Source organism: Gallintestinimicrobium sp. (genome assembly GCF_046968865.1).
Classification (GTDB): Bacteria; Bacillota; Clostridia; order Lachnospirales; family Lachnospiraceae; genus Gallintestinimicrobium; species Gallintestinimicrobium propionicum.
This window is the reverse complement of record NZ_JBKVPW010000003.1, coordinates 88,761-113,571: the sequence shown is the minus strand read 5'-3', so window position 1 is coordinate 113,571 and position 24,811 is coordinate 88,761. Positions and strand designations below refer to the sequence as shown.

Here is a 24,811-nt window from a genome sequence, read left to right as displayed (position 1 = left end):
AGGCGGCATCTTAACGGATGCTGCCTTTTTTGCTGCCTTCCTGGAAACAAAAGCGATAAACCTCGGGGTTTAAGGGGCAGAGCCCCTTCGTTTTCTCCGAATGGCGGCAGCTAAGAAACGGAGAAAACCATGGCTAAGAATACACATTTAAGGCAACATCGCATAATAAGGCAAAAAGAACTGTCCTGCCAGCAGGTGGCTTTTGGCAGAACGGTTTGCGCTTAGAATTCTCGCAGAAGGTATACAGATTCAAGCCGCCAGGCAGGGCCTGTCAGCCAGAAGCAGATTCGCTAACGCAAATATGATATTGAATTTGGCTCGTTGCTTTTCGAGCCCTCGGTATCGCGTTTTCCGAAACCCTAGTTGTTTTTTGACGATGCCAAATACGTGCTCCACCTTCGCACGGCCAGAAGATTTTGCATGTTCTGCTTTCTTGGCCGCGTACTGGCCGCTCTTACTCAGTTTCTTTAGCTGGGATGGACGACGGTTGATTTTGTATTTGATTTTGCGGCCAGACTTATTCCGAACGATTGCGTCCTCACGCTTTCCGGAGCCGAGATAGCCGCTGTCACCGTAAACGACCTCTTCCTCACCAGTCAACAGTGATGAAGCCTGCGACACGTCATGAACATTGGCGGGTGTCGCCGCCAATGTGTGGACCAGTCCGCTGTCCTTATCTACGCCGATATGCGCTTTATAGCCAAAGTGCCATGTATTGCCCTTCTTGACCTGATGTGCATCCGGATCCCGCTTCTTCTCCTTGTTCTTGGTGGAGGATGGCGCGGAAATGATGGTGGAATCAACAATCGTTCCCTTTTTCAGGATCAGACCCTGTTCCGTCAGTGCAGCTACGACCTGCGTGAACAGCTTCTCCTGTAATCCGTTTTTCACCAGCAGGTTCCGGAAGCGGCCAATGGTATCCCCATTCGGCACCTGGTTGCTTGAATCAACGCCGCAGAAATCCGAAAACGCCCGGCTGTCGATTGCTTCTGCCGCTGTCGCTTCGTCGCTCAAGTCATACAGATTTTGCAGCAGATACAGCCGCAGCATGGTCTCCAGCGGATAGGGTTTGTTGTCGCGCTCTCCTTTATAATAGCACGGCTAAATCAGCGCAAGCCATTCCTTCCACGGGACGATCCGCTCGATCTGGGCAAGAAACTCTTTTTTCTTTGTCCATATGACAATATCAAACGTTCTGCAGATGTTCTTGCATTGTATTCCAGTTTCCATTCTTTGCTGCTTCGTGGTGGATGATTAAAGAGTCTTGGGTTGTCATCTAACACCAAGTGGACGGTGCGACCATATTTAGCGTTTGAGCATGGGTTGTCACAGGTACAGGAAATCCAACCGCCTGTATGACTGATCTTCGGACATTTGAATTTCATGCGTCCTTTCGCAACTTCGATACCATCGCGCCGCATTCGGTGCCCGGCTGGGCAGACAGGAACCCCGTCGTTATCAATGGTAAAATCATTTTTATAGACAGGTGGTCTTCCAGCTTTGCTGTTAAGATCAATAAATGGTGTGATGTTTTTGCGCCTAAAGTATTGATAGTAAGGCATGGCATCATGTGCGGAGTCTAAAAGTACTTTTGATACTTGGTAATTTGGAAGGAATGATTTCATTCGAAAAAAAGCCTGAAGGAATCCATGTGAATCATGCTTTGAAGCACAGGAATAATGGGGAAATACGGGGAGATCACTCTGTGAATCGATCAGCATATATAAATCATATCCATGATAAAAGCAGTCGCGAGAGGAATCCCAGCCGATGTCACAGTCAGGCTGAGAAAAGTACCGGTCACAGTTACAGTCAGAGATGCCATTTTCCTTACATTTGCATATGCGTTTTTTGCGTTCTCTGTGCGAAGTGACAACAGGAGTCCCATCATCGGCAAGGGCGAGATTATCCTTATGGATAAGACCCTTTTCCACGGAGACATCCAAAAATTCTTTTCGATAGATTTTAAAGAGAGAAGCGTAAGGCTGGTCGTTGATGGAAAAAGATGTTTTTTCCAACTGTGGCAGAAGGGCAGCAACGGTTATTTTTTCAACCGAAGCGGCTTTTTCACCTTTGGCATGTGGCTTTTTCACTTTTGTTTTCATCGGATGGATATGAGGGGACATATGGGGATCATCAGAATCCCATAAGCGCTTCATAAAATCATAAAAAGTACCAACACCCGGAGTGTCACCAACCTGAAAACCACTGAGGATGGCAAAAAGAGGGTTTATTTTAAGCTGGGCAGCCCATTCGGTGATAGAGGAAACTTTAAAATCAATGGATAGCAGGTAAGAGCGCTGCATACAGGAAGGAGTTCTTGGGGCAGGACCAAACCTGGAATATTTATCAGCTAAAAGAACATCGGTATCCGACAAATCCAGATACCAGAAGCGTTCAATGATATCCCAAGTGGAACGTGCAAGGGCATCAGGATCAGTATAATATTTACGAAGGTTTTCAATAACAAAGTTTTGATAATCGGCATGACTGCCACAATTAACAGGTAACAAAAAATCGCCTCCAATCGAAAAATGTACTTTTGATCAAGGGCGCGAAGCGCCGCATTTTTCGGTATATTTGTCAAGCGATTTAGGCAAAAAAGTGGGGGATTTTATAAAAAGAAGGATCTGAAAGCCTTGATTTTACTGGGCTGAAGATTCCGAGAGATTATTATATTATACTGGAGGATTTATTGAATGGACAAGTACATTTTAGATGAAAGCAATGGTTTATGGTATGAACTTGATTATTCCGGGGATCTCTGAGCCACCTGTCCGGACTTTGAGAGCCACCATTCCGGAGAATGAGCGCCATATATTCCGGTAATTCAGAGCCGCCTTATTGGGCTCTATTACATATATTTCCTTTATACTGTAAATACACACCTTTGGTGTGAATACAGATAAAGGAGGTCGTAAGTTATGACCAAGTATCGTGAAATCCTACGCTTGAAAAGCTTAGGATTCAGTGAGAGGAACATCGCACAGAGTTGCGGTGTATCCAGAAACACAGTCGCTAAGGTTTTGAAAAAGGCAGCGGAAATCAATCTTTCATGGCCGCTGGATTTCGACATGACCGACAGCGCACTAGAGGAGCTGATGTTTCCTAAGGATAAGTCGGCAACGAATAAACGCATGCCAAACTTTGACTACATCCGCAAAGAACTTCTGCGGAACGGCGTAAACAAAAAGCTTCTCTGGGTAGAATACTGCGAGGAGTGCCGCATGAGCAGCGAAGAGCCTCTAATGTATTCTCAGTTCTGCTACTATATCCAGAAGGATGAAGAAAAACGCAGGGCTACCATGCATATCCCCAGAAAACCAGGTGAACAGATTGAAGTTGACTGGGCCGGTGATCCTGCTCACATCATTGATCCGGACACCGGGGAAATCACGGATGCATGGATATTTGTAGGTGTATTAACTTACAGTCAGTATGCTTTTGTAAAAGCATATATGAATGAGAAAACCGACAACTGGATCAAAGCTCATGTCCAGATGTTTGATTTCTTTGGCGGTGTCACACCTATGCTCGTTTCTGATAACTGTACAACCGCAGTGAATCATAAAAAGAGTGACTGGTACAACACTGCCTTAAACACAACTTATCATGAGATGGCAGAACATTATAATCTTGCCATCCTTCCGGCCAGAGTCCGGAAACCTAAGGATAAACCGAATGTAGAGGGATCAGTAGGAAAGATATCCACATGGATAACAGCAGCCCTTCGCAATGAGCAGTTTTTCTCTCTTGCAGAATTGAATGCTTCAATCCGTGAAAAACTGGATGCCTACAATGCCCGTAAATTCCAGAAAAAGGAATGTAGCAGACTCAGTTTATTTCTTGGGGAAGAAATGCCATTACTGGCGCCGTTGCCTGCTACACCTTTTGAACTGGCTGAGTGGAAACAAGCCACCGTCCAGTTTAACTATCACATCGCAGTAGACAGAATGTTCTACTCCGTGCCTTATCAGTATATCAAAAATAAGGTTGATGTGCGTATAACAGATACAACGGTTGAAATATTTTATAATCACAATCGTATTGCCTCTCACAGACGGCTCTATGGAAGAAGCGGTCAGTATTCTACAGTGACAGAACATATGCCACCGGAACACCAGAAATATCTGGAATGGAACGGTGAACGGTTCCGTAAGTGGGCTGATTCGATTGGAATTAACACAAGTAAGGTTGTCGATGCAATACTTACCTCCGGCAGGATTGAACAGCAATCCTACAGAAGCTGCATGGGATTATTGAAACTGGCAGAAAAACATTCGCCAGAAAAACTGGAACAGGTCTGCGCCACGGCGCTCTCTTATTCCGGTAAACCCAGCTATAAAAGTATCAAAAATCTATTGGCCGCAACAAAGGATGAACCTGATACCGGATCAGAATCATCTCAGGCAGTAAAACCACACGGCATAACCAGAGGAGCCAGATACTATGGAGGTAAACAAGCATGACAAATCAAAGTACAATCGATAAACTTATTGAAATGCGTCTGACTGCTATGGCAGATGCATTCCGCATCCAGATAGATGATCCTGCAATGAAGGAAGTTCCATTCGAAGATCGGTTCGGCATGCTTATTGATGTCGAATACAGCAACCGTAAAAACAATCGTCTGAAAAGACTGATCCGTCAGGCTGAGTTTGAACAGCCAGATGCCAGCATCGCAGCGATCGATTACCATTCTGGACGAAAGCTGAACAAAGCACTGATCAACCGTCTGGCAACCTGTGAATACATTACAGAATACCGGAACATCTTTATTACTGGAGCAACTGGGAGTGGTAAAACTTATATGGCCTGTGCTTTTGGTATGGAAGCATGCAAGCGCTATTACTCAGTACGGTATGTACGACTTCCCGATCTATTATTGGACTTACAGACTGCCAGGGACAATGGGACTTTCGCAACTGTCCTGAAGAAATATACCAAGCCAATAGTATTGATCATTGATGAGTGGCTGCTTCTTAAACTGACAGAAGCTGAAGCCAGAAATCTTTTTGAACTGATACATAAAAGACGTAAAAAATCTTCAACGATCTTTTGTTCTCAGTTCCGTGAAAGTGAATGGTACCAGCAAATCTGTGATGGTGAAAGTACTCTTGCCGATGCTATCATGGATCGTATATCGTATGATTCCTATAAGATCGATATTGAAAGTGTTGACCCGTCTAAAGACCTCTCTATGAGAGAAATATATGGACTGGATCCAGCAATGGCAAAGTAAACTTAATAAACAAAATGGAGTGGCTCCGTTAGTCCGGACAGGTGGCTCTCGCCACACCGGACTGGCGGCTCTGCCGTACCGTAATATTCATGAACTGCAAGGAGATTATTATATCCCTTGTCTTACCTTATCAGCCGAAGAAGAAAGACCTATTGGCATTTGGGGACAGCGCCACAAACGCTATCTAAAAGAATATAAAAATGTTACCTATACAACGCTCCTGATAAGTGGTAAATTGAACAGCTATCTCGTTGACATTAACGAACAAGCACAGGAACGTTTAGAAACACTTATCGAACAAATGAAACAGGCGCAGGGTGTAACAGAGCAGTTAAAAGCTGAAAATGCTTTTGAATGGATTGGAAGAATGAATAACATTCGAGCTTGTGCTGTGGAGATTGTGAACACGGAAATCATTTACGCATAAGGCAAAGCGGCAGGGAGCAATCTCTGCCGCTTTGCCTTTAGGAAAACAGGAAAGTTATAAATATTTCACTTACTCTATTGACATTCATAAGTCGAGGTGATATATTTATAACATCGTAAGTGCGAAATATATAACACGAGAGGAACCTAATATGAATAAAAAAGTATCTTTAAAAGAAATTGTCGGAACTAAAATTGTTTATGCCATCATTCTTACATCCTACTATTGGATGTGGGCAAGAACCGATTGGGAAGACTGGTATTTAACAGCACAGTATGCACTTGGCGGTGTTCTCATTGCTTTTTTCTTGTTTCAGTATGTGAGAATTAAGAATTACAAGAAAGAAGGCGTTGACGAAATGGCAGAACAAAACTTGAAACGATGTGACTCAATTTGCTTAAAATTATTTGTTGGTGTAATGGTTGTAGTTGCTTTTGGTGCTGCCATTCTCGGTCAAGCAAATGCCGTCAGTACAGGATTTATTGGGTGGACGATTGTTTTGTCAATTTTGGTTTTATCTATTATTCGAACAGTGATATTTGTGGTTATGGATAGCAAGGGGGTGTAATATGGCTCTCATTACAAAAATCAAAGAATACCGAGAGAAGGCAGGATATAAGCAAAGTGAACTCGCTGAGATGGTTGGTGCAAGGAGAGAAACTATTGTTCACCTTGAAAATGGCAGATATAATCCTTCTTTAAAGTTAGCTATGGATATAGCGAAAATATTCAATGTGGCTGTCGAAGAATTGTTTGAATTTGTAGATAGCGAAAAGTGAAGAGTTTTTTATAAAGAAGCAGTAAATGCTGTCCTAAAACTATGTACTCCGCCGTGTATGGGTAAAGCCATAGCGGCGGTTTTTCTTTGCCGAAGTTACCTGTCTCTGTCAAAGGATTTCTTTTTGTGAGACTGCTGTTTGCCCTGTTCCTGAAGCTGTAAACTGAAAGTTTCTGTTTTATTCCTGACCTTCTCGTATAAATGGTTCGTGAATCGCAGGATTTAACAATTCAGCATAGGCTCCCACTTTTCTAAATGTATTACCCATCATTTCTCTGCCTCGGTATTCTCTTATCTTATCCATATCGAACTCTGCATAAAAGATACCTTCGGAACAGTCATCAGCCACCAAAATGGTATTATCAACACATTCACCATTTTCATCCCAACATATAGGACTGTACGCACACGAACATCCCGCATTGACCCCATTGGGATTCGCCATTGCGATGCCCACCATATTCTCATATGCTCTTGTGGATAACGCCTGCAATCTTGGTTTCATAGAACCGCAATCGTTGGGAACGAGGATAATTTCCGCACCTTTCATCATAAGAATTCTCGCACTTTCGGGATACTCTCGGTCATAGCAAATCATAATTCCGATTTTGACCCCATCAAAATTACATACCTTAAATTCTTTTCCTTCTTCGACTTCTTTTTCATCTGCAAAATCACAAGTATGCACTTTTGAATATTTCATCAATATATTTCCTTGCTTACTAATAACAAATGCAGTATTTTGAGGTTTCCGTTCTCCTTTCGTAAAAGAAGTCAAAACCACGCCCATATGATACTCTTTCGCCAAAGCGCATATATTTTGAATTACTTCGTTATCGTCGGATATGCTTTTTTCGTAAGTCATCGGCAAATCATAACCAGTAATAAAACACTCTGGAAGCAAAAGAATATCTGCGTTATTTATTGATGCTTTTTTCATAGCATGATGTATTATATCTACGTTTTTACTGATATTAGCATTCTCTGACCGAGCTTGCAAAATTGCTACTTTGAAAGTCATTCTATTTCCTCCATCAAATTCTAATTTTCTTTATTGTAGCACTGTTTAAAAAGTGATACAACAATCGAGTAGGAGGCGGTGACTAACCGCCGTCCTCTCACAGCACCGTACGTACCGTTCGGTATACGGCGCTTTCAATAGTTGACGTGCACAGACTGATAGGCTGTGGCTAAATCATAAAAGCCACTGTTTATCAGTCTTTCTTTTGTCATGGCCTTCTTGACTGTCGTCAGATTGGCACAATACCAGTGTCCCCTTCGACAGTTTGCCGCCATGTTCGCATAGTATTCATGGACTCCCATTTTTATCAGATTTCTCTTCTTTGTTCTGGGCAATTTCCATTGTTTCCATATACACATACGTATTCTGTGATAAAGCCATCCGTTGATGTCATCTATGTTGTTCTTCATACTTGCGATTCCGTAGTAGTTAAGCCATCCCCTCGCATACACCTTGATTTTCTCAAGGCTTGGCTTGATTGACTGACATCGCTTACGGGAAGATAACTCCTTCAGTCTAGACTTAAACTTCTTCCATGACTTCGGATGAACTCGGACATAAATGCCTTTTCCGTTCCTTCCCAATGCAAAGCCAAGGAATTTAAAATTTCGGATTGCAAACACGCTGACAGTACGGCTCTTTTCTCGGTTGACTGTAAGTTTCAGCCTCTCCTCAAGATATTTTGTACTGCTTTCCAAGAGTCTCTCTGATGCCCGCTTGCTCTTTGCAAGAAGCACGATGTCATCGGCATATCTTATACATGGGACATCTCTTTTCAGGAATTCTTGGTCGAACTCATTGAGGTAGACATTTGCCAGCAATGGTGATAGATTTCCACCTTGTGGTGAGCCTTCCTCTGTGTCAATGACTACTCCGTTTTCCATTACACCGCTTTTCAGATAGCGCTTTATCAACTGTACTACACGTTCATCTTTTACATTCTTTCGGAGAAGATTGATGAGAATTTCGTGATTAAGAGTGTCGAAGTACTTTGACAGGTCAAGGACTACAGCAAATGTATAGCCTTGTTCTGCGTACTTCTTAACCTTAAGTATTGCATCTTTTGCACTTCTGTTCGGACGATAGCCATAGCTGCCTTCTGCAAACAGCGGTTCATAGATTGGCACTAACTGTTGGGTTATTGCCTGTTGAAGTGTGCGGTCTATCACTGTTGGTATGCCAAGCTTTCGCACACCACCATCTGGTTTGGGAATCTCAACTCGTCTTACTGGAGACGGAGTATACTTTCCACGATAAATGCGGTCGGTTATCTCTTGTTGATGTTCCTTTAAATATGGAAGAGCCTCCTCAATGGTCATGCCATCAATTCCTGGCGCTCCCTTGTTTGCCTTAACTCTCTTATACGCTCTGTTAAAGTTGTCTTTATACAGTATCGCTTCCAAAAGTCTCGGCTGTGCACTGTCTCTTTCTTTCCATATCCGATTGAATGACCTAGACGCTTTCACATACCCTTCATGTTCCGCATTATCTCTTTGCGAACAGCCATTGTTTTCAATGTTTTCTGCCATAGACGGTCATTCCTCCTTTCTCGGTCATACTCAAGACTCCTACTGATTCGGTCCTTCACCTCGAACGGAACTTGTTCCGTTTGGCTACTATGGCCTCTGCTGACTTCTGTGCGTTCAGCATTGCTTTATGCAATGGTTACCTCTTTCAAGGCGTACCGCACAGACCTCCCTAGGTACCACACGTTTCTTCCTCTCCATCCATCTGCCTCATTTATCATGCATGATTCCGTGTAGTTATTGGGCTTCAACTTGAATAGCAGTCTTACCCTCATGCATGACCTCATATGAGATTCCTGTTCGTCAGACCAGAGATTTGCCCGTGGGTTAGTAGGTTCCCCACATCCAGCTTCCTTCAGATTCCATCTCACGATGGACACCCTTGCTTTCGGCTATATCCTTCCCACTACCGGGCGGATTCGGGACTTTAACCCGTTAGAAACGTGCGCCGCTAGGCGCACTATAAGAAGGACAGGGCTCAATCAATGCCCTGTCCATATCATTATGCCATGAATGCATCAGCTACCAAGGCTCCAGCCTATCCGCAAATACAGTTCATAATTAGGCTTATCATCATTTCTTTTTCATCTGGTTTTGATTCTGCAATCATAATCGTCAGTGCCACAAGTGTATGATCGTCAATCAGCTTGTTTCCATCAGCAAACAGGATGCCATTTTTATCAAGGAAATACAGAAACATTGTTGCTGCGATTCGTTTGTTGCCATCGGAAAAGCTGTGATTCTTTGTTATGAAATACAAAAGGTTTGCTGCTTTTTCTTCCAGTGTCGGGTAGATATCCTGCCCCGCAAAGCTCTGGTAGATATTACCGATGCTACCCTTAAAGGAATCATCCTTTTCATTGCCAAACAAATCGGAATCAGCCGAAAATTTCATACTGTCAATAACTTGTCTGCATTCTTCATAGGATAATATATAGACTGTTTTGTTTCCATCTGGGCGTTTCATTGTCTGGTGATCATAATCATCCAGTAAGTCCAAAGCAAGACTGTATTTTTCAATTACGGAAAGTACCTGTTTAGCATCCAGACTGTTTTCTGTCCGCTTCATAATCCGTATTACCTCACCGAGTTGGTTCATACGGCTAGTATTTACAGCATATCCCTGAATTATGTATTCCTTCAGGATAGAGTTTGCCCATTTACGAAAAGCGATGCCCTGCTTTGAATTGACACGATAACCGACGGATATGATGACATCGAGGTTGTAGAAAGCAACTGGCTGAGTGACACCAGCAACACGCATTTTTTGCGTGTTGCTCTCTCGATCCAGTTCTCCATCGGCAAAAATCTTGTTGACATGCTTTCGAATGGTTTTTTCGTCTCTGCCATAAAGAAGTGCCATTTGGTTTGAAGACAACCATACGGTTTCCAGTTGTGGAGATACATTTACTTCCAATGCCAATTCTCCATTTTCAAATAAAACTATCTCATCTTTTTCACTGATCATTCGAAATCCTCCTTTTTCGCCCGACACTTATATACATTATACTGATTTTTACATTGCGGAGAACAGAACTGCACATTGGAGCGGCTGGCTACAAATATCTTTCCACAGTGCTTGCACAGTTTCAGCGTAGAGTTTTCATCCGTTATCATAAAGGAAAACATCATCTGAATGGCAAGTAAAAGAGAATGGAAATCCCATACAATAGTGGGCTTATCCAGTAGTTCTATATGGTAGGTCGGTGCAATGCCGCCGAAACATTCCATTCCTTTTCGGTACACATTACGTTCTGCTTCCTCCAACGCATCATAATCTTGATAATACAGAAAGCTGGTAACAAAGGTAAAAGCCCAGTCAGAGAATACCGTGGTAATCCATTCATAGCTTTCAGCATATTCCTTTTGAAAGCTCATAAGCACTGCTTGTGGCTTATCTTGTAAAGTCATAATTACCGCAAACATTTCCTGGCTATCTGTATTCCACATAGATTCCCGACCTTTTTTTACAAAAGAGATCTTGTCAAAAGGAAAGAAGTAGGCGAGGTAATCTTCCGTAGAAAGTGTTTCCTGCCTGATGAAATGATTCTTTGGAAGATACACCGCATCATAGGTGATAAATTCCGGTGTGGTTGGAAGTGCGGTCATCAGTCCCAGAAGTCCAAAGTGTTCTGCAAAATTTTGAATCCTCTGTTTTAGTTCTTCCATAGAAGCTTTTTCTGCATAACATCAAGACCAATTCCAAGAGCGGTCAGTACCAGTTCCTCATACTCCTTGATGGGATTGTAAAGTGACATTACGGCTTCTTTTGCCGGAGTAAGGTACAAAACGCCGTCAGTCGATTCTTTCCATTCATATTTATCATAACGTACCCAGTGAGCACTGGTGCGTTTAAAAATGTTATCCATATTTCTGATGCCTCTGTTTCGTCATAAATGTCTATTTTTATTGTGAGTAATTGCTATAAGTAAAATTCGATTACAAGGCAATCATGTCATCTATCCATCCGTACTGCAATGTCTTTCTAAAAAGTTGCGTTCTTTCATAGTTGTTGACAGTCCGTTATCACATTTATACTGCAAAATCGGAATCAGTTTTTTATGAATCTTCCTTAAAATTGCAGACCTCGTGATAACGCTCACGTCTTTCACAGTTTTTGTTCTCTTTATCTATGCGTCAATGACATCTTCAAAATCCCCCTGTGTTCTGGCAGCAGCTTCCATTCTTGCAATGGCAGCTTTTCGCAGGTCTCTTTTTAATATCAGCCGTTCGGCAACCTCAGGTTCTGCCTGTTCCAGTAAATCCTCTTCCGGGATGACAGCATCTTCTTTAATTTCCTCTTCCAGTGCAATCGTCCATTTATAATGTTCTTCTTTTTCTATCGTATCATCTGATCCCGGATTATCCGAATCATCAAAATAAAAATCTTCTCTGCTCTCCATATAAAAATCCTTTTTCAAAAAATCTTTTCAAAACAGTTCCGTTTTGCATCGGAATTTTCTCCTTTAGATGAAGGGGTAATTGCTCTAGTTAAAACAGATTACTCAAATTCAAGAAAGAAGAAAACGGAAAATGAAAAAAGGAACGATTTACATTTCCATTCGTGCCCCAACTGCTATGCATTTATTATAGCAAACAAACGTTCGATTATCAATTACTTATTGAAGTATGGAGGATTTTTTATGGAAAAGAAACAGAATGGGGAAAAGTATACCAGCACTTTTACAAAAAGGATTGGAAAAACCACCTATCATGTCAATGTGCATTTTGCAGAAGACACAACGGATACCGTAGCAGATAAGCTGCTGCACCTGATGGGTACAGTGGCACTTACAGATGAAATTTCATCAGCTACTGATGAAGCAGAAGCAGTTTAAAAGGAGGAACAATCTTATGGCTAGAACACAGAGAAGTATTGAGGAACGCAAGAAACGCACTCATCTGCTGTGCCAGATTGGAGGAACCGTGGAAAAGGTACTGGATCGTCCGCTAGTGGAGGAAGATGTGATGCGTCTTTTGAATTTTCTAAATCAGCAGGAACGAAATGGAAAATATTTTACCAGAGCAATGGAAAAGTGCCCGGATACGGGCAGTGAAATGGAAGGTACTGAGAATGATTAACACAGTATCTTCTTTTATATGTTGGGAGTTGCAAAGGCAGAAATGCTTTTGCAATTCCCTTTTCTCGTTAGAGAGAAGGGCGCACTTATAGACAGGCAGAGCCTGTCTTGTATAAGTTTGCCACAGGTGGCAACCGGTCTGCGCTTTGCTTGCCGGGCTCGTTCCGTCAGCGGGGATTTGCGCGAGCAACGAGCCAAGCTGACATGCAAGCATGTCAATTTGGCGACTGCCGCGACAACCGGCAAACATGTTTGCCGGTGCAGCCAGACCAAGTTGTGTACTTGGATGACAGCAACTTATGCAGTTGCATCGCACTCTTCGCAGAGAGCGGTCTTGCAGACGCCTATGTGCCGGATACGGCAAAATGGTAAAGCAAAACCCGCCTATACGGTTTCTCAATATCATACGGGGAGGTGGTACGATGGCGATTTTTCATCTTTCCATTAAGATAGTCAGCCGAAGCTCTGGAAAAGGTGCAGAAAGTGGAAAAGAAATCGGATGCCCAGCTTGCAAGGAAAATTGAAGTGGCACTTCCGGTTGAGCTTTCAAGAGAAGACCAGATTACACTTTTGCAGAAGTATATTGCAGAAAATTTCACTTCCGCTGGAATGTGTGCGGATATGGCAATTCACAAAAAGCATGTGGATGGGAAAACCATTATTAGAGATAGTACTGTCTGTTGCACTAATGTGACAGACAGTATAGAAAATGATTTGGAAATTAAGAGATTATTCTTTTCATATGTTTTTGCAAATTTATATTTTTGTGAACTTTTTAAGGTTCATAATGGTTATATAGTATGTAAGACGTTTTACGATGGGAGAAACACTATGACAGACAAGGAACTAATGCAAAAAGTTTATGGTGGAAATCAGGAAGCATTAAGCGACTTGATTGAACTGTATTATGCAGATATTTTTCGATTCTGCTTGTATATGATTCAGAGCGAGGATGATGCTTATGATATCACACAGGAAACATTTCTGAAATTTATAAAATACAGTTCGGCTTATCGTCAACACAACTTAAAAGGATATTTACTGACGATTGCAAGGAATCTGTGTTTCAGCTATTTTAGGATGCAAAAAGAACGCAGTCATTCTTATGAGTGGGAAATACTTGAAAAAATCCCCGTTCAAAAGGACAGCATACAAAACACAGAAAATTCTATTTATTTGCAGAAATTGTTAAGCGAACTATCACCGGAAAACAGGGAGGTTGTGATTTTACGTACTTATGAAGAACTGAAATTTAAGGATATAGCAAAGATGATGGGATGTAGTGTTTCAACCATAAAGTCAAGGTTTCGCTTGGGTGTACAGCATTTAAAGAAAATGATGGAGGACGAAAATGGAAAATCGTGAAATCAAAGAGCTTTTTTTACAGGCTGACAAACAGATTGCGATTCAGGAATCAAGAAAACAACAGGTGCTTACTTCTATGACAAGGGAGCTAAAACAGCAAAAAATTCCGGTACTAAATCAAAGAGAAATTTTATTCAGCCATTTTTTATATATGGATAAGTCATTTCTTATTTTGTATGCAATAGCTGTTTGTTTTTGTATAGGTATATTACTGCTGCTACAGCGAACAGGGGCAGACATAAATACAATGATAATTGCCTGCATGATAGGTGTTTCTGGAATTGCTGTTCTCACTGTATTTTTAATTGATAAATTATTTTTTGGCAGAATGGCAGAGTTGGGAGCAAGCTGCTATTTCAGTACAAAACAGAGTGTTGCAGTCTATATGGTAATTGTCGGCAGCGTAAATCTTGCAATATTTATATTGATTATTCTCTGTATTGGAAGTTCCCTGAATATTGGTGTTTTACAGCTTGGACTATATATGATGACAGCATTTTTTCTGTCTAATATCGTGTCAATGGGAATCCTGTCTACAGAAATCGGACGGGAAAACAGATACTTTCTTTTTATCAACAGTGTTTTTCTGGCGATAGGATATACTGTATTCTCTGCGGTTCCTACAGCATTTTCAGCGGTATCACTTGGAGCGTGGGGAATTGCTTGTTTTATATTGGGAAGTTTATTTGCCCTACAACTCAAAAAGTTATTTGCAGAAATGATAAAAGGAGAAATATTATGCATGAATTAAATCTGGTGGATGTACAAAAAAGGTATAGGGAGAAAGATGCAGTCAGAGGATTCACATTCACATTTACAAATGGAGTCTATGGTTTATTGGGGGAAAATGGAGCAGGAAAAACAACATTGATGCGGTTGATTTGCGGAATTTTACAGCCGACAAACGGAAGTATTACCTGTGATAATATCCGTATATCGGATATGGGCGCAGAATATCGCCGGTTATTGGGATACCTGCCACAGGATTTTGGATATTATGGAGATTTTACCGCAGTTCGTTTTTTGAATTATATGGCGGCTCTGAAAGCACTTCCGAGAGAGTATGCAAAAGGAAGGGTAGAGAAATTGTTGGAATTGGTTGACTTGAAGGATGTCAAAAATAAAAAACTCAAAACATATTCTGGCGGGATGCTCCGAAGAATCGGTATTGCACAGGCTCTTTTGAATGAAGCGGACATTTTGATTTTGGATGAACCTACAGCAGGACTTGATCCTAAAGAACGGGTGCGATTCCGTAATATTATTAGCTCTTTGGGAAAAAACAGGATCGTGCTGCTGTCTACCCACATTGTATCAGATATTGAATATATCGCGGATTGTATTCTGATGATGAAAAACGGAGAACTTATCCGGCAGGGAACAGAGAATGAGATGAATGCTGACGTGCAGGGATATGTCTGGAAATGTGTTGTTCCGGAATGTGAGGTACAGAGGTTGAATGAAAAATATGTGGTAAGCAACTTACGGAACAGCGGCGAGAACGTGGAGTTGCGTATTGTTTCTGATATACAGCCTACGAAAAACGCTGAAACTACGGAAGCAACATTGGAAGATGCATACCTTTATTACACACAGGTGCTTGGAGGGAAAAAGAATGCGGTTGTTTAAAATGGAAATTTACAAGTTGTACCATGAGAAAGTTTTTTTATGGGGAGTTCTTTCTGTAATAGGGTTAATGATGATATTTTTTTGGTTCGCAGAAGTTGGGGATGAGCTTGCAGTAATAGGAGAAAAATCATATTCCGGCTATGAGGCGGTACAGGTAAATCGAAAAATTACAAAAGAATTTGAAGGAATCATCACAGACGAAAAAATAGACCAGATTATAAAAAAATATGGGATTCCATCTAAGTTAGGTGAGAATATGCCAAACTGGAGAGATGGAAATTATTTGAATGATTTTGTTGTTTTGTACTTCACAGATGGAAGCTGGCAAGCGCAAATACTTCCCACGCAAATATATACGCTGGAAGAATCAGAGCTTGGAAAAGTGTGTGAAAACAGAGGGATTACTCCTGCTTTAGAGTATGTAAAGGGATGGCGTGCTTTTGTGGACTTATTACAGTTTGGACTTATTTTAGGCAGTATCGTGGTTATATGCAGCGTCTCAACGGTATTTGCGAAAGAAGGGCAGACAAAAATGCTGCCACTTATTTTTACAACAGAGGAGGGGCGGCGGAAAGATGTGTATTCGAAGGTTTTTGCAGCATTTTTATTGACTGCTACTGTTTTTATTGGAATTGTTCTGCTGGATTTTATTTTGTGCAACTTGGTTTACGGAATGGATGGCTTTACCAACATGACAGGGATAGTACTTGGAGAGAAGATGTTGCGGGCTGTATATCAAGTGAATTTCCCTCAATACTTAGTTAGACTATTATTATTTGGACTGCAAGGACTTTTCCTTTTGTGTGCAATTACATTGGTCATATCAGCTAATTATAATACTTCTTTTGCAACTGTGATTGTATCGGCAGTTTGTTGGGGAATGCCTGTGATTCTTAGGATGTTCTTAATGGGAATGAGCGCAATATTTATTTATGCGACACCTCTTTTTCTTGTGATGCATGGATGTCTTGATGATGTGTATGGTGCAGGGGGAATTGTCCTGTGTATAAGTCTGCTTACAGGAATTATTTGTACAGTAGTTGGATTTTTAAAGTATAAAACGAAGGAAGCTTAATAAATGTAATTAAAAAGAAATCGTATTGATAGAACAACAGATTAACAAAGATGTGCTTAACAATGCTAAACTCATCGTTAAGCACATTTTTTTCGAGAATCTGTTACTGGATTTCACTTATGTTCAGCACATTTCAAACTATCTTTAATACTCCGTTTACCACAATTCAAGACTGTCCTCTGCATCTACTCTCATCTGTATCCGAACAAGCATCAGGAAGTAGTGGATATGATGCAGAATCAGCACCGTTTGGACGAAACCGCCACCCCGGCAGCCATGTTAAATAACACGGGGCCAAATGCTACAAAGTTCAAAGTTGTAAGTCCAAACGGTATTATGAGCCCAAAACAAGCCCACGAGAAACGAGGGGCATGAGATGCAAAAAGCTCAGCCCCTTGTAAACAAAGGGCTGAGACAATATTTTGAATAATATTTAATTACTCGATAACTGTAGTAAAACAACTGCACCGACAAACAATAGAATGCACGCTCTGAGAGCATTCTATTGTTATGTCACCCTTCCCTGTTCTCCATCTCGCCGAGAAATTTCTTCACCGCTGCAGTCACCTGATCAAGATGTTCATCGTAGCAGTGTGTGTCTCCGGGAATCTGTACCAGCTCCGCATTTTTATATTTTTTCGCTGCATCAATGGAGTATTCTATAGGAACTGCCTCATCTGCATCTCCATGAACCAAAAGCACCGGCTTTTCATATTTGCGGATCGCCTCGTCTACATCCAGAAGCTGTGCTGTGCGGATATAATTGCCGCTCAGATGCCGGTCTCCCCATTCCAGCATATCAGGAACATGCTCCGGATCAAAGGGCTGACCAAGCAGATTTCCTTTTCTCGCACCATCCGGGATTACAATTGCAGGAGACAGCGGAATCGCTGCCTTAAAATCATCCGCCCGCATTCCTGCTGCCAGCATTGTAAGCAGTCCGCCCTGGGAATGTCCGCAGATATAAAGGTCTGTCACAAAATCCAGCGTCTTTGCATAATCCGTCACAGTCATGGCATTGTTAATCCACTTCATCAGATTATGCTGTTCAAAGGCACCACCGCTTTTTCCATGTCCGTACAGTTCGACGCGCAGTGTCGCAAATCCGATTTCATTCATTGCGCTGGAAACAGCAGTGATGTGCCGTTCCTCCATATTGCCGGTTAAACCATGAAACACGATAACCAGCGGGCACTTTTCTTTTTCCTCCGGCATGTCCAGCTTTGCATGCAGCTGAATGCCGTCGTCTGTGATATGAAACTCTTTCATACTATATTCCTCCTTTCCAGGATGACTTTTGCAGCCCATTTTCCTGTCCATTTTTATAGTATACCACACTCTGCGGCAGTGCAGGCAAAAAACGTCCTGCCGTGCAAAATTCTCCGCCACGGCAGGACACAAAAAGTCCTCCGGACAGCTTTCTCCATCCGGAGACTTCCGGAATTTTTCCCATCGACAGTTCCAATTCCTGCGCTGCGGTAATCTTAGCACCTCTCGTGTATACAAGATGCGTTTCGATCTCTTCGATTTTTTAAAGCTGGGAAAGCAGCTCTGTCGCCAGTGGAATTTTGCTGCCGCCACTGATTCCCACAATCAGTCTTTTTTTCATCCATGCACCATTCCTGCAAGCATATTGACAGCCGGAGCTACGCAGTCATTCCAGAAAATTGCGATCGGGAAAATCAAAACCATAGCCGGAATCATATCCGCTACCGGAAACTGCTTGATCTTGCACAGTCTAAAGCCGGTCGCCAGCATGATAAAGCCGCCGCACGCCTTGAAGTCGTTGATGATGCAGGTATTGGTTCCAAGATCCAGACCGTTGTAAATCGGGGCACCGAGTAAAAACAGGATAAAGAAAATGATAAACTGTGAAATCGCTACTGCTGCAGTTACTATGCCAAGCGTGCAGGCAAATACAACTGCGGTGAACAGATCCAGAATCGCCTTTGCGATCAGGACACTGTGGTCTGCGGACATACCTGCGATAATGGAGCCATAAATTCCGGTTCCGCTTGCGCAGAACAACGTGATGCAGGTTACTAAAGTAGCCTCAAACTCTGCTTCCGGCACATCGGAAGAGGTTTTTACAAAACGGCTAATGCCTTTCTGCAGAGCAAGTCCGCCCTTGTTGATCAGCTTGCCAAAATGAACCGCAAGTCCCAGTCCCGTACCAAGAATAATCGCAAAAACAACTGCAGGCATGTGCTGCATCAATACGATCGTGCTGACGCCCATGCACATGGAACAGCAGCCCAGAATCAGGTTCATGTTATCCATAAAGTCTTTTTTCAGTTTTTTTCCTGCAACAGCGCCTACGATACCGCCGATTACAACAGCGAGCGCGTCGACAATTACACCAACTGGCATATCAGTTTCCTCCTCCTTATCTTTTTAGAACGATTCTTTCTGTGCGTTACCGCAGTAATCTTGATGACAGGAAGCGCAGGCTTTGCATCACCGGTATACTGCTTCGCCTCTCAGTGCCCCTGCGATCTGCAGCTCGTTATAGCCAAGGGGTGAATGGTCACATCGCTCGTTCCGTTTTCCGGATCAGTTCCCGTGCACAGTCCCCACATACCGGTCTGCTTCCCGGCGTACATAGCATTCTTTTATCGTTTCTGACTCCATCATCTCCAGAACGTACTCCATCCCTGATGCAAGTTTTTTTGCTTTCAATTCTTCCAGCGAAATCCAGTATACCCGTCCTTCTTCGGAGCTTTCCAGTTCGCCGCAAAAAGTGTACGCCCGGTAGAGCGTTATCACATGATGTACGCCGTCTTTATGCCAGTGGTACAGCCCGCGAAATTCCGGATTTTCGATCGTAAGTCCCGTTTCCTCCCAAACCTCCCGGATCATAGACTGAAAAAATAATTCTCCCGGTTCCACATGACCACCCGGAAAGGTCGTTCCGGTGTAGCTGTCGTTTACTTTATCCAGCGCCAGCACATTTCCTCTACCGTCCTGAATCATGCACATGTTCATGAAACGGACTTTTTCGAGCCGTTTTTCTGATGTTTCGCTCAATGACTGTTCCTCTTTTCGTAAATCAGTATTCTTTGGTGATTTCTTCTGTTATCCCGTACATGGCCCTGAAAGCGTCAAGATCGGCTGCGCTGCAGATCAGCATCACTTCTTCGAATTTTCCGGTATGGAGATCCTTGAAGCCGGCAACTTGTTCCCCATTGCAGATACTGGCTTTGATCACAGGTTTTTGTGTGTCTTTATCATAGGATTTTGCAGATGACTTTTTCTTAAATAGTGACATAGCTGTTTCCTGCCTTTCGTCACCATTGTACTATAAACTCCGTAAAAAAGGTGATGCAAAATCCCCAGTTTTCAGGATTCTGCATCACCTTTTTCAATTCATGACAATAGAATGCTCGCAGAGCGTGCATTCTATTGTCTGCTGCCAAAAGTTTCAAAGCTTGCTGCCTTACCGTTCCAGGCTGTTTAACCACTGACGGCCAACCTCGATCTGACGATGTACCTCAGAAGGTGCCGTTCCTCCGAAGGATACGCGGGCATTGACACAGGACTTGATGCTGATGTCCCCCAGCAGCTCTTTTGTCACGCGCTTGTCGATCGCCTGCAGCTCTTCGTCTGTCAGATCTTCAAGGTCACAGCCCTTCTTCTCACATACTTTTACCATATGTCCTACGATAGCGTGTGCTTCCCGGAACGGAATGCCCTGCTTTGCAAAATGCTCTGCAATATCCGTCGCATTTAAGAAGCCTTTTCCAAGCTGTTTTTCGATCTGATCCATCCGGAATTCGGTCTTGTCCAGCATCTTTGCAAAAATATCGATTGTCGCTTTCCAGGTGTCGATCGCATCGAAAAGGCTCTCCTTATCCTCCTGGAAGTCCTTGTTATAAGCAAGCGGAGTTCCCTTCATAACGGTCAACAGCTGCATCAGATCGCCATATACACGACCAACCTTGCCGCGGATCAGCTCCGCCATATCCGGGTTTTTCTTCTGGGGCATAATGCTGCTGCCGGTGCAAAAGCTGTCGTCAATTGCGATATAGGAAAACTCGGAAGAGTTCCACCATGCAAATTCCTCCGCCCAGCGGGACAAGTGCATCATGGAAATGGAAGCGTCGCTCAAAAATTCCAGGCTGTAGTCCCGGTCGCTGACTGTATCCATGGCATTTTCCGTCGGTGCAGTAAAAGAAAGCAGCTCGCTCGTCAAATGACGGTCGATGGGCATCGTTGTTCCTGCCAGTGCACACGCCCCCAGCGGATTATAATTCAGACGCTCCAGCGTATCCGTCAGACGTTCCATATCTCTTTTAAACATCTGGAAATATGCCATAAAAACAAAACCGATCGTGATCGGCTGTGCGTGCTGAAGATGGGTAAAGCCTACTGTAATCTTATCTTCATATTTTTCCGCCTTTTCCAGAATTACGCTTTCCAGATAGCACAGGCTGTTCAAAATCTCATAAATTTCTTTTCGCAGATACAGGCGAATATCTACCTGACACTGGTCGTTACGACTTCTGGAAGTATGGAGCTTTTTGCCCACATCGCCGATTTTGTCGATCAGACGGCTCTCGATGCCCATATGGATGTCTTCGTCTTCTACGGTAAACAGGATCTTTCCTTTCGCAATCTCCTTGCGAATTTCTTCCAGACCTGCGATGATCTGATCTTTTTCCTCATTGGATACGATGCCCTGCTTTCCAAGCATGGTCACATGCGCGATGCTGCCGTCGATGTCCTCGTTGTACATTCTCTGGTCAAAGAAAATAGATGCATTGTATTTTTTTACAATATCATCCATGTCTTTTTCAAATCTTCCGCCCCATAAACTTGCCATTTGTGATTACTCCTTTATTTTGCTGAAACTTTAATGACCATGAATCTTTTTTTATGGCAGCTGCAGCCCCTCTGAGCATATAGCTTCCTGCCACGATGAATAATTATACATTTTCAATGTATATTAGTCAAGAAATGTGCAGGTAAAATCCTAATCCATACAGGAATACTTAAATCGCCAGCAGGTTCTTAATTGCTTCCATGTATACCAGCACCGCTTCCTCCATGCCGGATACAAGGATATACTCGTCCGCACCATGAATGCGATAATCGATTCCGAGCTTTTCAGGACCGAAGGCGATGATATTTTTCAGGGACTTTGCATAGGTTCCGCCGCCGATGACCATCGGCTCGTTTGCGGTGTCGCCGGTCACATCTACATACGCCTTGTACAGAGCTTCTACGAGAGGGGACTCTCTCGGGAAAAATAATCCATCGCCGATGTCCAGAATCTCGATCCGTCCGTTCTCATCCTCCAGCTTATCCTCGCACAGCTTGCGGACCTCGTCGGGCTTTAAGGTAACCGGAACACGGATATCAATCGTGCAGGAAATCACGCCGTCCTGAGTTTTAACGATACCATTGCAGAACGTCAGGTCGCCATAAGCATCGGAAACCTTTAAGCCGATACCGGAGCCGTCACAGGCAGTTCCGAGATGGGTATTATAAAAGGTGACAAAATCATCTTCAAAGCCTGCCTTTTCCAGACACTCAAAGGTTACACCTGCCGCATTGACCCCCAGCGTCGGCGTGCTGGCATGTGCAGGCACTCCCTTTGCATAAATCGTGATCTTTCCGTTTTCTTCTGTCACGCGATACTCCTGAAGCTTCGTCTCAGCCAGCTCTTTCTCCAGCTTTTCCTTCAGACCTGCTGCCGCAGGAATCACTGTCGTGCAGGAATCGCAAACCGCATTTGTAACAAAACCGCCGTTCATGGAAAGGATCTTCGTATGTTTGGAATATGCCATCATTGACATGTGTCCCTTTTCGCCGTGGATGCAGGGGAAGTTCGCGTCCGGCGTAAAGCCGCAGGACAGCTCCTCTTCCACTTCATTATAATGCGCCATGCACTTCGAACCGGTTTCCTCATTACAGCCCATGATCAGGCGGACTCTTTTATTTAACTTCACGCCGGAATCCCGCAGCAGCTTCATCGCATAAAGCGCTTCCAGAACAGGTCCCTTGTCGTCGGTCGTTCCACGGCCGTATACATAATCGCCCTCACGGGTCAGCACGAAGGGATCGTGGGTCCAATCGCCGCCCACCGGCACGATATCGAGATGTCCGGCAATACCGATAATCTCTTTTCCTTCGCCCATCTCTGCATAGCCGCAGTAGTTGTCCAGATTGACCGTCTGAAAGCCGAGCTCATCAGCGATTTTTAAGCCAACCTCAAGGGCTTTTGCCGGGCCTTCGCCAAAGGGCTTGCCTTCTTCGGGCGTGCCGAGCTGGGAATCCACCGCAACCAGACGTCCCAGATTCTGAATCATTTCCTCTGACAGTTCATGAATTTTTTCTTTTATATCCATAAGTTCCTCCATAAAAACTTTTTTTTGCAGGCGCTTTCCAGTCTGGCTTTACTCCTGCAGAATTTCCGGTCCCTTCGCGGTCAGCAGGCACAGACCGCGCGGCGTAATGCGCAGTGCCGGAATGACGGGAAGTGCCAAAAACGATAATGTGATGAACGGCTCGATATCCGCCGGAACGCCCATTTCATGCGCTTTTTTAATCATCCGGCCCAAAGTCTCATTGACGGACTCAAACCCGGCGTCGCTCATCAGTCCCATGATCGGAAGCGGCAGCGTTTCGAATACCTCGCCGTTTTCCACAACGGTATAACCGCCCTGCGTTCGGATGATTTCGTCCACTGCCAATGCCATGTCGCGGTCATTGTCCCCGATGACGATGATGTTATGGGAATCGTGGGATACGGAAGATGCCACTGCACCGTTTCGGATGCCGTAGCCCTTTGCCACTGCAACACCGATTTTTCCGGTATTATGATGCCGCTCCACAGCCGCGACCTTGGAATAGCCGTCCGTCGGAACATAATTTGCCGCAGGCGGCAGGGAAACCGCCAGATCCTCTGTGGTGATCTGGGACGGATTGATGCCGATTACATGGGTCTTCTTTTTTCCAATCGGAAGCACAAACTGCTCTGCCTTCACCTTGTCGAGGTGTACCGTATGTTTCAACGCTCTGCCGCACGTTTTTACACGGATCGGTGCATTCCGGTCTACAAGCTTTCCTTTATAGAACACATCTGTCACATTCAGATCCTGCAGATTATCCAGCACAACAAAGTCCGCCTGGAAGCCCGGGGAAATCGCGCCCAGATGCTTTAAACCGTAGCATTTTGCAGTGTTGATCGTCGCCATTTTGATCGCCTGAACCGGATTCATGCCGAGGGAAACCGCAAGCTTTACGTTGTAGCTGATATGGCCGTCCCGTAAAATATCCTCGATATGCTTGTCGTCCGTACAGAAGGAAAAATATTCCGTATCGATTCCGGTGCGGACAATGCCCTCTACGATATCCTTCAGGTTATGGGCCGCGCTGCCCTCGCGGATATGGACATGAATGCCGCGGCGCACCTCTTCCAGCGCATATTCAAAGCTGGTCGCTTCATGGTCGGTATCCACCCCCGCCATCTTGTAAGCGCTCAGCTCCCGGTTCGGCAGATAAGGGGCATGTCCGTCAATCGTCCGGTTTTCAAACAGCAGCAGTTTGGAAAACATGCTCTCGTCGCCGTTGATAACCCCCGGATCATCCATCACTTCCCCCAGTCCCAGAACCCGCGGATTGCGGACGTACGGATACATATCGTTTGCGGAAAAAATACCGCCGTTATCGTCCACATGCGTCGCCGGTACACAGGACGGCATCATGACGTAGACGTTCGCCGGAGATTTTTCCGTCTGATCAAGAATATAGTCAATCCCGGCCGCACCGCTGACATTCGCCGCCTCATGGGGATCTACGATAAATGTCGTCGTCCCGAAACGTGCCGCCGTGCTGACAAGCTCGTTGGGCGTAACCATGGTGGATTCCAGATGCAGATGTGCGTCGATAAAGCCCGGCGCAAGATATTTTCCACCGAGGTCGATCTCCTTTTTTCCGCGGTAACGTCTCGACACCCCCGCGATCAGACCGTCCTTGACTGCAACGTTTGACTCCACGATCTCCCCTGTAAATACATCCACCAGCTTCAGATTTTTTAATACCAGGTCCGCCGGCTGCTTTCCCAGCGTGACCTTTGAAATTTTCTGATACAGTGCGTAATCCATATACCCTCCCATTCTGCCGCCCCGGCGGCTGTTTTTCTGACCGCGTCAGCTTTTCTTTC

24 protein-coding genes and 2 pseudogenes are annotated in these 24,811 nt (G+C 43.9%); 12 read left to right on the top strand and 14 right to left on the bottom strand.

Annotated features, from left to right (window positions below; all coding sequences use genetic code 11):
* Nucleotides 1-249: 249 nt before the first annotated feature.
* Nucleotides 250-1,179 (bottom strand): annotated as a pseudogene (locus ACLTOQ_RS04005) (IS5 family transposase).
* Nucleotides 1,107-2,513: a hypothetical protein gene (locus tag ACLTOQ_RS04000; RefSeq protein ID WP_412286749.1), complete on the bottom strand. Its 1,407-nt coding sequence runs from the start codon at nt 2,511-2,513 to the stop codon at nt 1,107-1,109. The pseudogene ACLTOQ_RS04005 and the gene ACLTOQ_RS04000 overlap by 73 nt, the downstream one beginning before the upstream one ends.
* 411 nt (nt 2,514-2,924) lie before the next feature.
* Between ACLTOQ_RS04000 and istA the strand changes: the two genes are divergently transcribed.
* From istA to ACLTOQ_RS03975, 5 genes are all read left to right on the top strand, one after another.
* On the top strand, nt 2,925-4,469 hold the full coding sequence (gene istA, locus ACLTOQ_RS03995; protein WP_195523345.1) for an IS21 family transposase: 1,545 nt from the start codon (nt 2,925-2,927) through the stop codon (nt 4,467-4,469).
* Nucleotides 4,466-5,242: an IS21-like element helper ATPase IstB gene (istB, locus tag ACLTOQ_RS03990; RefSeq protein ID WP_178637156.1), complete on the top strand. Its 777-nt coding sequence runs from the start codon at nt 4,466-4,468 to the stop codon at nt 5,240-5,242. Before istA ends, istB begins: the two co-directional genes overlap by 4 nt.
* Nucleotides 5,214-5,669 (top strand): TnpV protein, encoded by a 456-nt coding sequence (locus tag ACLTOQ_RS03985; RefSeq protein ID WP_412318797.1) that lies wholly within the window; start codon nt 5,214-5,216, stop codon nt 5,667-5,669. Before istB ends, ACLTOQ_RS03985 begins: the two co-directional genes overlap by 29 nt.
* A gap of 151 nt (nt 5,670-5,820) precedes the next feature.
* Entirely contained in the window at nt 5,821-6,237 is a 417-nt protein-coding gene (locus tag ACLTOQ_RS03980) for a hypothetical protein (RefSeq protein WP_262584940.1), read from the top strand.
* A 1-nt stretch (nt 6,238) separates the two neighbouring features.
* Nucleotides 6,239-6,448, top strand: coding sequence for a helix-turn-helix transcriptional regulator (locus ACLTOQ_RS03975; RefSeq protein ID WP_112779153.1), 210 nt, complete (start codon nt 6,239-6,241; stop codon nt 6,446-6,448).
* 177 nt (nt 6,449-6,625) lie between these two features.
* On the opposite strand, the gene ACLTOQ_RS03970 is transcribed toward ACLTOQ_RS03975, so the two are convergent.
* From ACLTOQ_RS03970 to ACLTOQ_RS03950, 5 genes and pseudogenes are all read right to left on the bottom strand, one after another.
* Nucleotides 6,626-7,468 carry a carbon-nitrogen hydrolase family protein gene (locus ACLTOQ_RS03970; protein WP_262584939.1) on the bottom strand — a complete coding sequence of 281 codons (843 nt, stop codon included), beginning with the start codon at nt 7,466-7,468 and terminating at the stop codon, nt 6,626-6,628.
* Between the two features lie 134 nt (nt 7,469-7,602).
* Entirely contained in the window at nt 7,603-8,997 is a 1,395-nt protein-coding gene (ltrA, locus tag ACLTOQ_RS03965) for a group II intron reverse transcriptase/maturase (protein ID WP_412318401.1), read from the bottom strand.
* A 535-nt stretch (nt 8,998-9,532) separates the two neighbouring features.
* On the bottom strand, nt 9,533-10,462 hold the full coding sequence (gene rhuM / locus ACLTOQ_RS03960) for a RhuM family protein (protein WP_262584938.1): 930 nt from the start codon (nt 10,460-10,462) through the stop codon (nt 9,533-9,535).
* A pseudogene (locus ACLTOQ_RS03955) lies at nt 10,459-11,363 on the bottom strand (hypothetical protein). The gene rhuM and the pseudogene ACLTOQ_RS03955 overlap by 4 nt, the downstream one beginning before the upstream one ends.
* A gap of 261 nt (nt 11,364-11,624) precedes the next feature.
* On the bottom strand, nt 11,625-11,897 hold the full coding sequence (locus ACLTOQ_RS03950; RefSeq protein WP_262584937.1) for a hypothetical protein: 273 nt from the start codon (nt 11,895-11,897) through the stop codon (nt 11,625-11,627).
* Between the two features lie 240 nt (nt 11,898-12,137).
* Between ACLTOQ_RS03950 and ACLTOQ_RS03945 the strand changes: the two genes are divergently transcribed.
* From ACLTOQ_RS03945 to ACLTOQ_RS03915, 7 genes are all read left to right on the top strand, one after another.
* Nucleotides 12,138-12,332, top strand: coding sequence for a transposon-encoded TnpW family protein (locus ACLTOQ_RS03945; protein ID WP_262584936.1), 195 nt, complete (start codon nt 12,138-12,140; stop codon nt 12,330-12,332).
* Between the two features lie 16 nt (nt 12,333-12,348).
* Nucleotides 12,349-12,576 carry a hypothetical protein gene (locus ACLTOQ_RS03940; protein WP_412286747.1) on the top strand — a complete coding sequence of 76 codons (228 nt, stop codon included), beginning with the start codon at nt 12,349-12,351 and terminating at the stop codon, nt 12,574-12,576.
* A 482-nt stretch (nt 12,577-13,058) separates the two neighbouring features.
* The gene (locus ACLTOQ_RS03935) at nt 13,059-13,940 is read left to right on the top strand and encodes a sigma-70 family RNA polymerase sigma factor (RefSeq protein ID WP_412286746.1); all 882 of its coding nucleotides are present in this window, start codon (nt 13,059-13,061) and stop codon (nt 13,938-13,940) included.
* Complete coding sequence (locus ACLTOQ_RS03930; protein ID WP_412286745.1) at nt 13,927-14,691, top strand: hypothetical protein; 765 nt, start codon at nt 13,927-13,929, stop codon at nt 14,689-14,691. The genes ACLTOQ_RS03935 and ACLTOQ_RS03930 overlap by 14 nt, the downstream gene beginning before the upstream one ends.
* Nucleotides 14,679-15,569, top strand: a complete 891-nt coding sequence (locus tag ACLTOQ_RS03925; RefSeq protein ID WP_412286744.1) for an ABC transporter ATP-binding protein — start codon at nt 14,679-14,681, stop codon at nt 15,567-15,569. The genes ACLTOQ_RS03930 and ACLTOQ_RS03925 overlap by 13 nt, the downstream gene beginning before the upstream one ends.
* Complete coding sequence (locus ACLTOQ_RS03920) at nt 15,556-16,644, top strand: ABC transporter permease (RefSeq protein ID WP_412318795.1); 1,089 nt, start codon at nt 15,556-15,558, stop codon at nt 16,642-16,644. The genes ACLTOQ_RS03925 and ACLTOQ_RS03920 overlap by 14 nt, the downstream gene beginning before the upstream one ends.
* Nucleotides 16,645-16,872: 228 nt before the next feature.
* Nucleotides 16,873-17,019 (top strand): hypothetical protein, encoded by a 147-nt coding sequence (locus ACLTOQ_RS03915; protein WP_412286742.1) that lies wholly within the window; start codon nt 16,873-16,875, stop codon nt 17,017-17,019.
* Nucleotides 17,020-17,157: 138 nt separating this feature from the next.
* On the opposite strand, the gene ACLTOQ_RS03910 is transcribed toward ACLTOQ_RS03915, so the two are convergent.
* The 7 genes from ACLTOQ_RS03910 to ade form a co-directional block, all read right to left on the bottom strand.
* The gene (locus ACLTOQ_RS03910) at nt 17,158-17,913 is read right to left on the bottom strand and encodes an alpha/beta hydrolase (RefSeq protein ID WP_262584931.1); all 756 of its coding nucleotides are present in this window, start codon (nt 17,911-17,913) and stop codon (nt 17,158-17,160) included.
* Between the two features lie 336 nt (nt 17,914-18,249).
* Nucleotides 18,250-19,014, bottom strand: a complete 765-nt coding sequence (locus tag ACLTOQ_RS03905; RefSeq protein WP_412318793.1) for a DUF554 domain-containing protein — start codon at nt 19,012-19,014, stop codon at nt 18,250-18,252.
* Between the two features lie 183 nt (nt 19,015-19,197).
* Nucleotides 19,198-19,671: an 8-oxo-dGTP diphosphatase gene (locus ACLTOQ_RS03900; protein ID WP_412286739.1), complete on the bottom strand. Its 474-nt coding sequence runs from the start codon at nt 19,669-19,671 to the stop codon at nt 19,198-19,200.
* A gap of 22 nt (nt 19,672-19,693) precedes the next feature.
* The gene (locus ACLTOQ_RS03895) at nt 19,694-19,912 is read right to left on the bottom strand and encodes an aspartate dehydrogenase (protein WP_117962962.1); all 219 of its coding nucleotides are present in this window, start codon (nt 19,910-19,912) and stop codon (nt 19,694-19,696) included.
* Between the two features lie 168 nt (nt 19,913-20,080).
* Nucleotides 20,081-21,466, bottom strand: coding sequence for an argininosuccinate lyase (gene argH, locus ACLTOQ_RS03890; RefSeq protein WP_412318792.1), 1,386 nt, complete (start codon nt 21,464-21,466; stop codon nt 20,081-20,083).
* A gap of 169 nt (nt 21,467-21,635) precedes the next feature.
* Nucleotides 21,636-22,994, bottom strand: a complete 1,359-nt coding sequence (locus ACLTOQ_RS03885) for a M20 family metallopeptidase (protein ID WP_337426777.1) — start codon at nt 22,992-22,994, stop codon at nt 21,636-21,638.
* A 48-nt stretch (nt 22,995-23,042) separates the two neighbouring features.
* A complete protein-coding gene (ade, locus tag ACLTOQ_RS03880; RefSeq protein ID WP_412318791.1) occupies nt 23,043-24,752 on the bottom strand; it encodes an adenine deaminase in 1,710 nt (569 codons plus the stop codon).
* Between the last annotated feature and the right edge of the window lie 59 nt (nt 24,753-24,811).

Excerpts from the sequence above, each read along its gene's own strand:
- istA (WP_195523345.1), top strand. The coding sequence starts at position 2,925 with ATGACCAAGTATCGTGAAATCCTACGCTTGAAAAGCTTAGGATTCAGT.
- ltrA (WP_412318401.1), bottom strand. The coding sequence starts at position 8,997 with ATGGCAGAAAACATTGAAAACAATGGCTGTTCGCAAAGAGATAATGCG.
- ACLTOQ_RS03910 (WP_262584931.1), bottom strand. The coding sequence starts at position 17,913 with ATGAAAGAGTTTCATATCACAGACGACGGCATTCAGCTGCATGCAAAG.
- ACLTOQ_RS03970 (WP_262584939.1), bottom strand. The coding sequence starts at position 7,468 with ATGACTTTCAAAGTAGCAATTTTGCAAGCTCGGTCAGAGAATGCTAAT.
- ACLTOQ_RS03975 (WP_112779153.1), top strand. The coding sequence starts at position 6,239 with ATGGCTCTCATTACAAAAATCAAAGAATACCGAGAGAAGGCAGGATAT.
- ACLTOQ_RS03915 (WP_412286742.1), top strand. The coding sequence starts at position 16,873 with ATGATGCAGAATCAGCACCGTTTGGACGAAACCGCCACCCCGGCAGCC.
- ACLTOQ_RS03945 (WP_262584936.1), top strand. The coding sequence starts at position 12,138 with ATGGAAAAGAAACAGAATGGGGAAAAGTATACCAGCACTTTTACAAAA.
- ACLTOQ_RS03980 (WP_262584940.1), top strand. The coding sequence starts at position 5,821 with ATGAATAAAAAAGTATCTTTAAAAGAAATTGTCGGAACTAAAATTGTT.
- ACLTOQ_RS03950 (WP_262584937.1), bottom strand. The coding sequence starts at position 11,897 with ATGGAGAGCAGAGAAGATTTTTATTTTGATGATTCGGATAATCCGGGA.
- ACLTOQ_RS03920 (WP_412318795.1), top strand. The coding sequence starts at position 15,556 with ATGCGGTTGTTTAAAATGGAAATTTACAAGTTGTACCATGAGAAAGTT.
- ACLTOQ_RS03930 (WP_412286745.1), top strand. The coding sequence starts at position 13,927 with ATGGAAAATCGTGAAATCAAAGAGCTTTTTTTACAGGCTGACAAACAG.
- ACLTOQ_RS03940 (WP_412286747.1), top strand. The coding sequence starts at position 12,349 with ATGGCTAGAACACAGAGAAGTATTGAGGAACGCAAGAAACGCACTCAT.
- ACLTOQ_RS03895 (WP_117962962.1), bottom strand. The coding sequence starts at position 19,912 with ATGTCACTATTTAAGAAAAAGTCATCTGCAAAATCCTATGATAAAGAC.
- ACLTOQ_RS03925 (WP_412286744.1), top strand. The coding sequence starts at position 14,679 with ATGCATGAATTAAATCTGGTGGATGTACAAAAAAGGTATAGGGAGAAA.
- rhuM (WP_262584938.1), bottom strand. The coding sequence starts at position 10,462 with ATGATCAGTGAAAAAGATGAGATAGTTTTATTTGAAAATGGAGAATTG.
- ACLTOQ_RS03985 (WP_412318797.1), top strand. The coding sequence starts at position 5,214 with ATGGACTGGATCCAGCAATGGCAAAGTAAACTTAATAAACAAAATGGA.
- istB (WP_178637156.1), top strand. The coding sequence starts at position 4,466 with ATGACAAATCAAAGTACAATCGATAAACTTATTGAAATGCGTCTGACT.
- argH (WP_412318792.1), bottom strand. The coding sequence starts at position 21,466 with ATGGCAAGTTTATGGGGCGGAAGATTTGAAAAAGACATGGATGATATT.
- ACLTOQ_RS03905 (WP_412318793.1), bottom strand. The coding sequence starts at position 19,014 with ATGCCAGTTGGTGTAATTGTCGACGCGCTCGCTGTTGTAATCGGCGGT.
- ACLTOQ_RS03885 (WP_337426777.1), bottom strand. The coding sequence starts at position 22,994 with ATGGATATAAAAGAAAAAATTCATGAACTGTCAGAGGAAATGATTCAG.
- ade (WP_412318791.1), bottom strand. The coding sequence starts at position 24,752 with ATGGATTACGCACTGTATCAGAAAATTTCAAAGGTCACGCTGGGAAAG.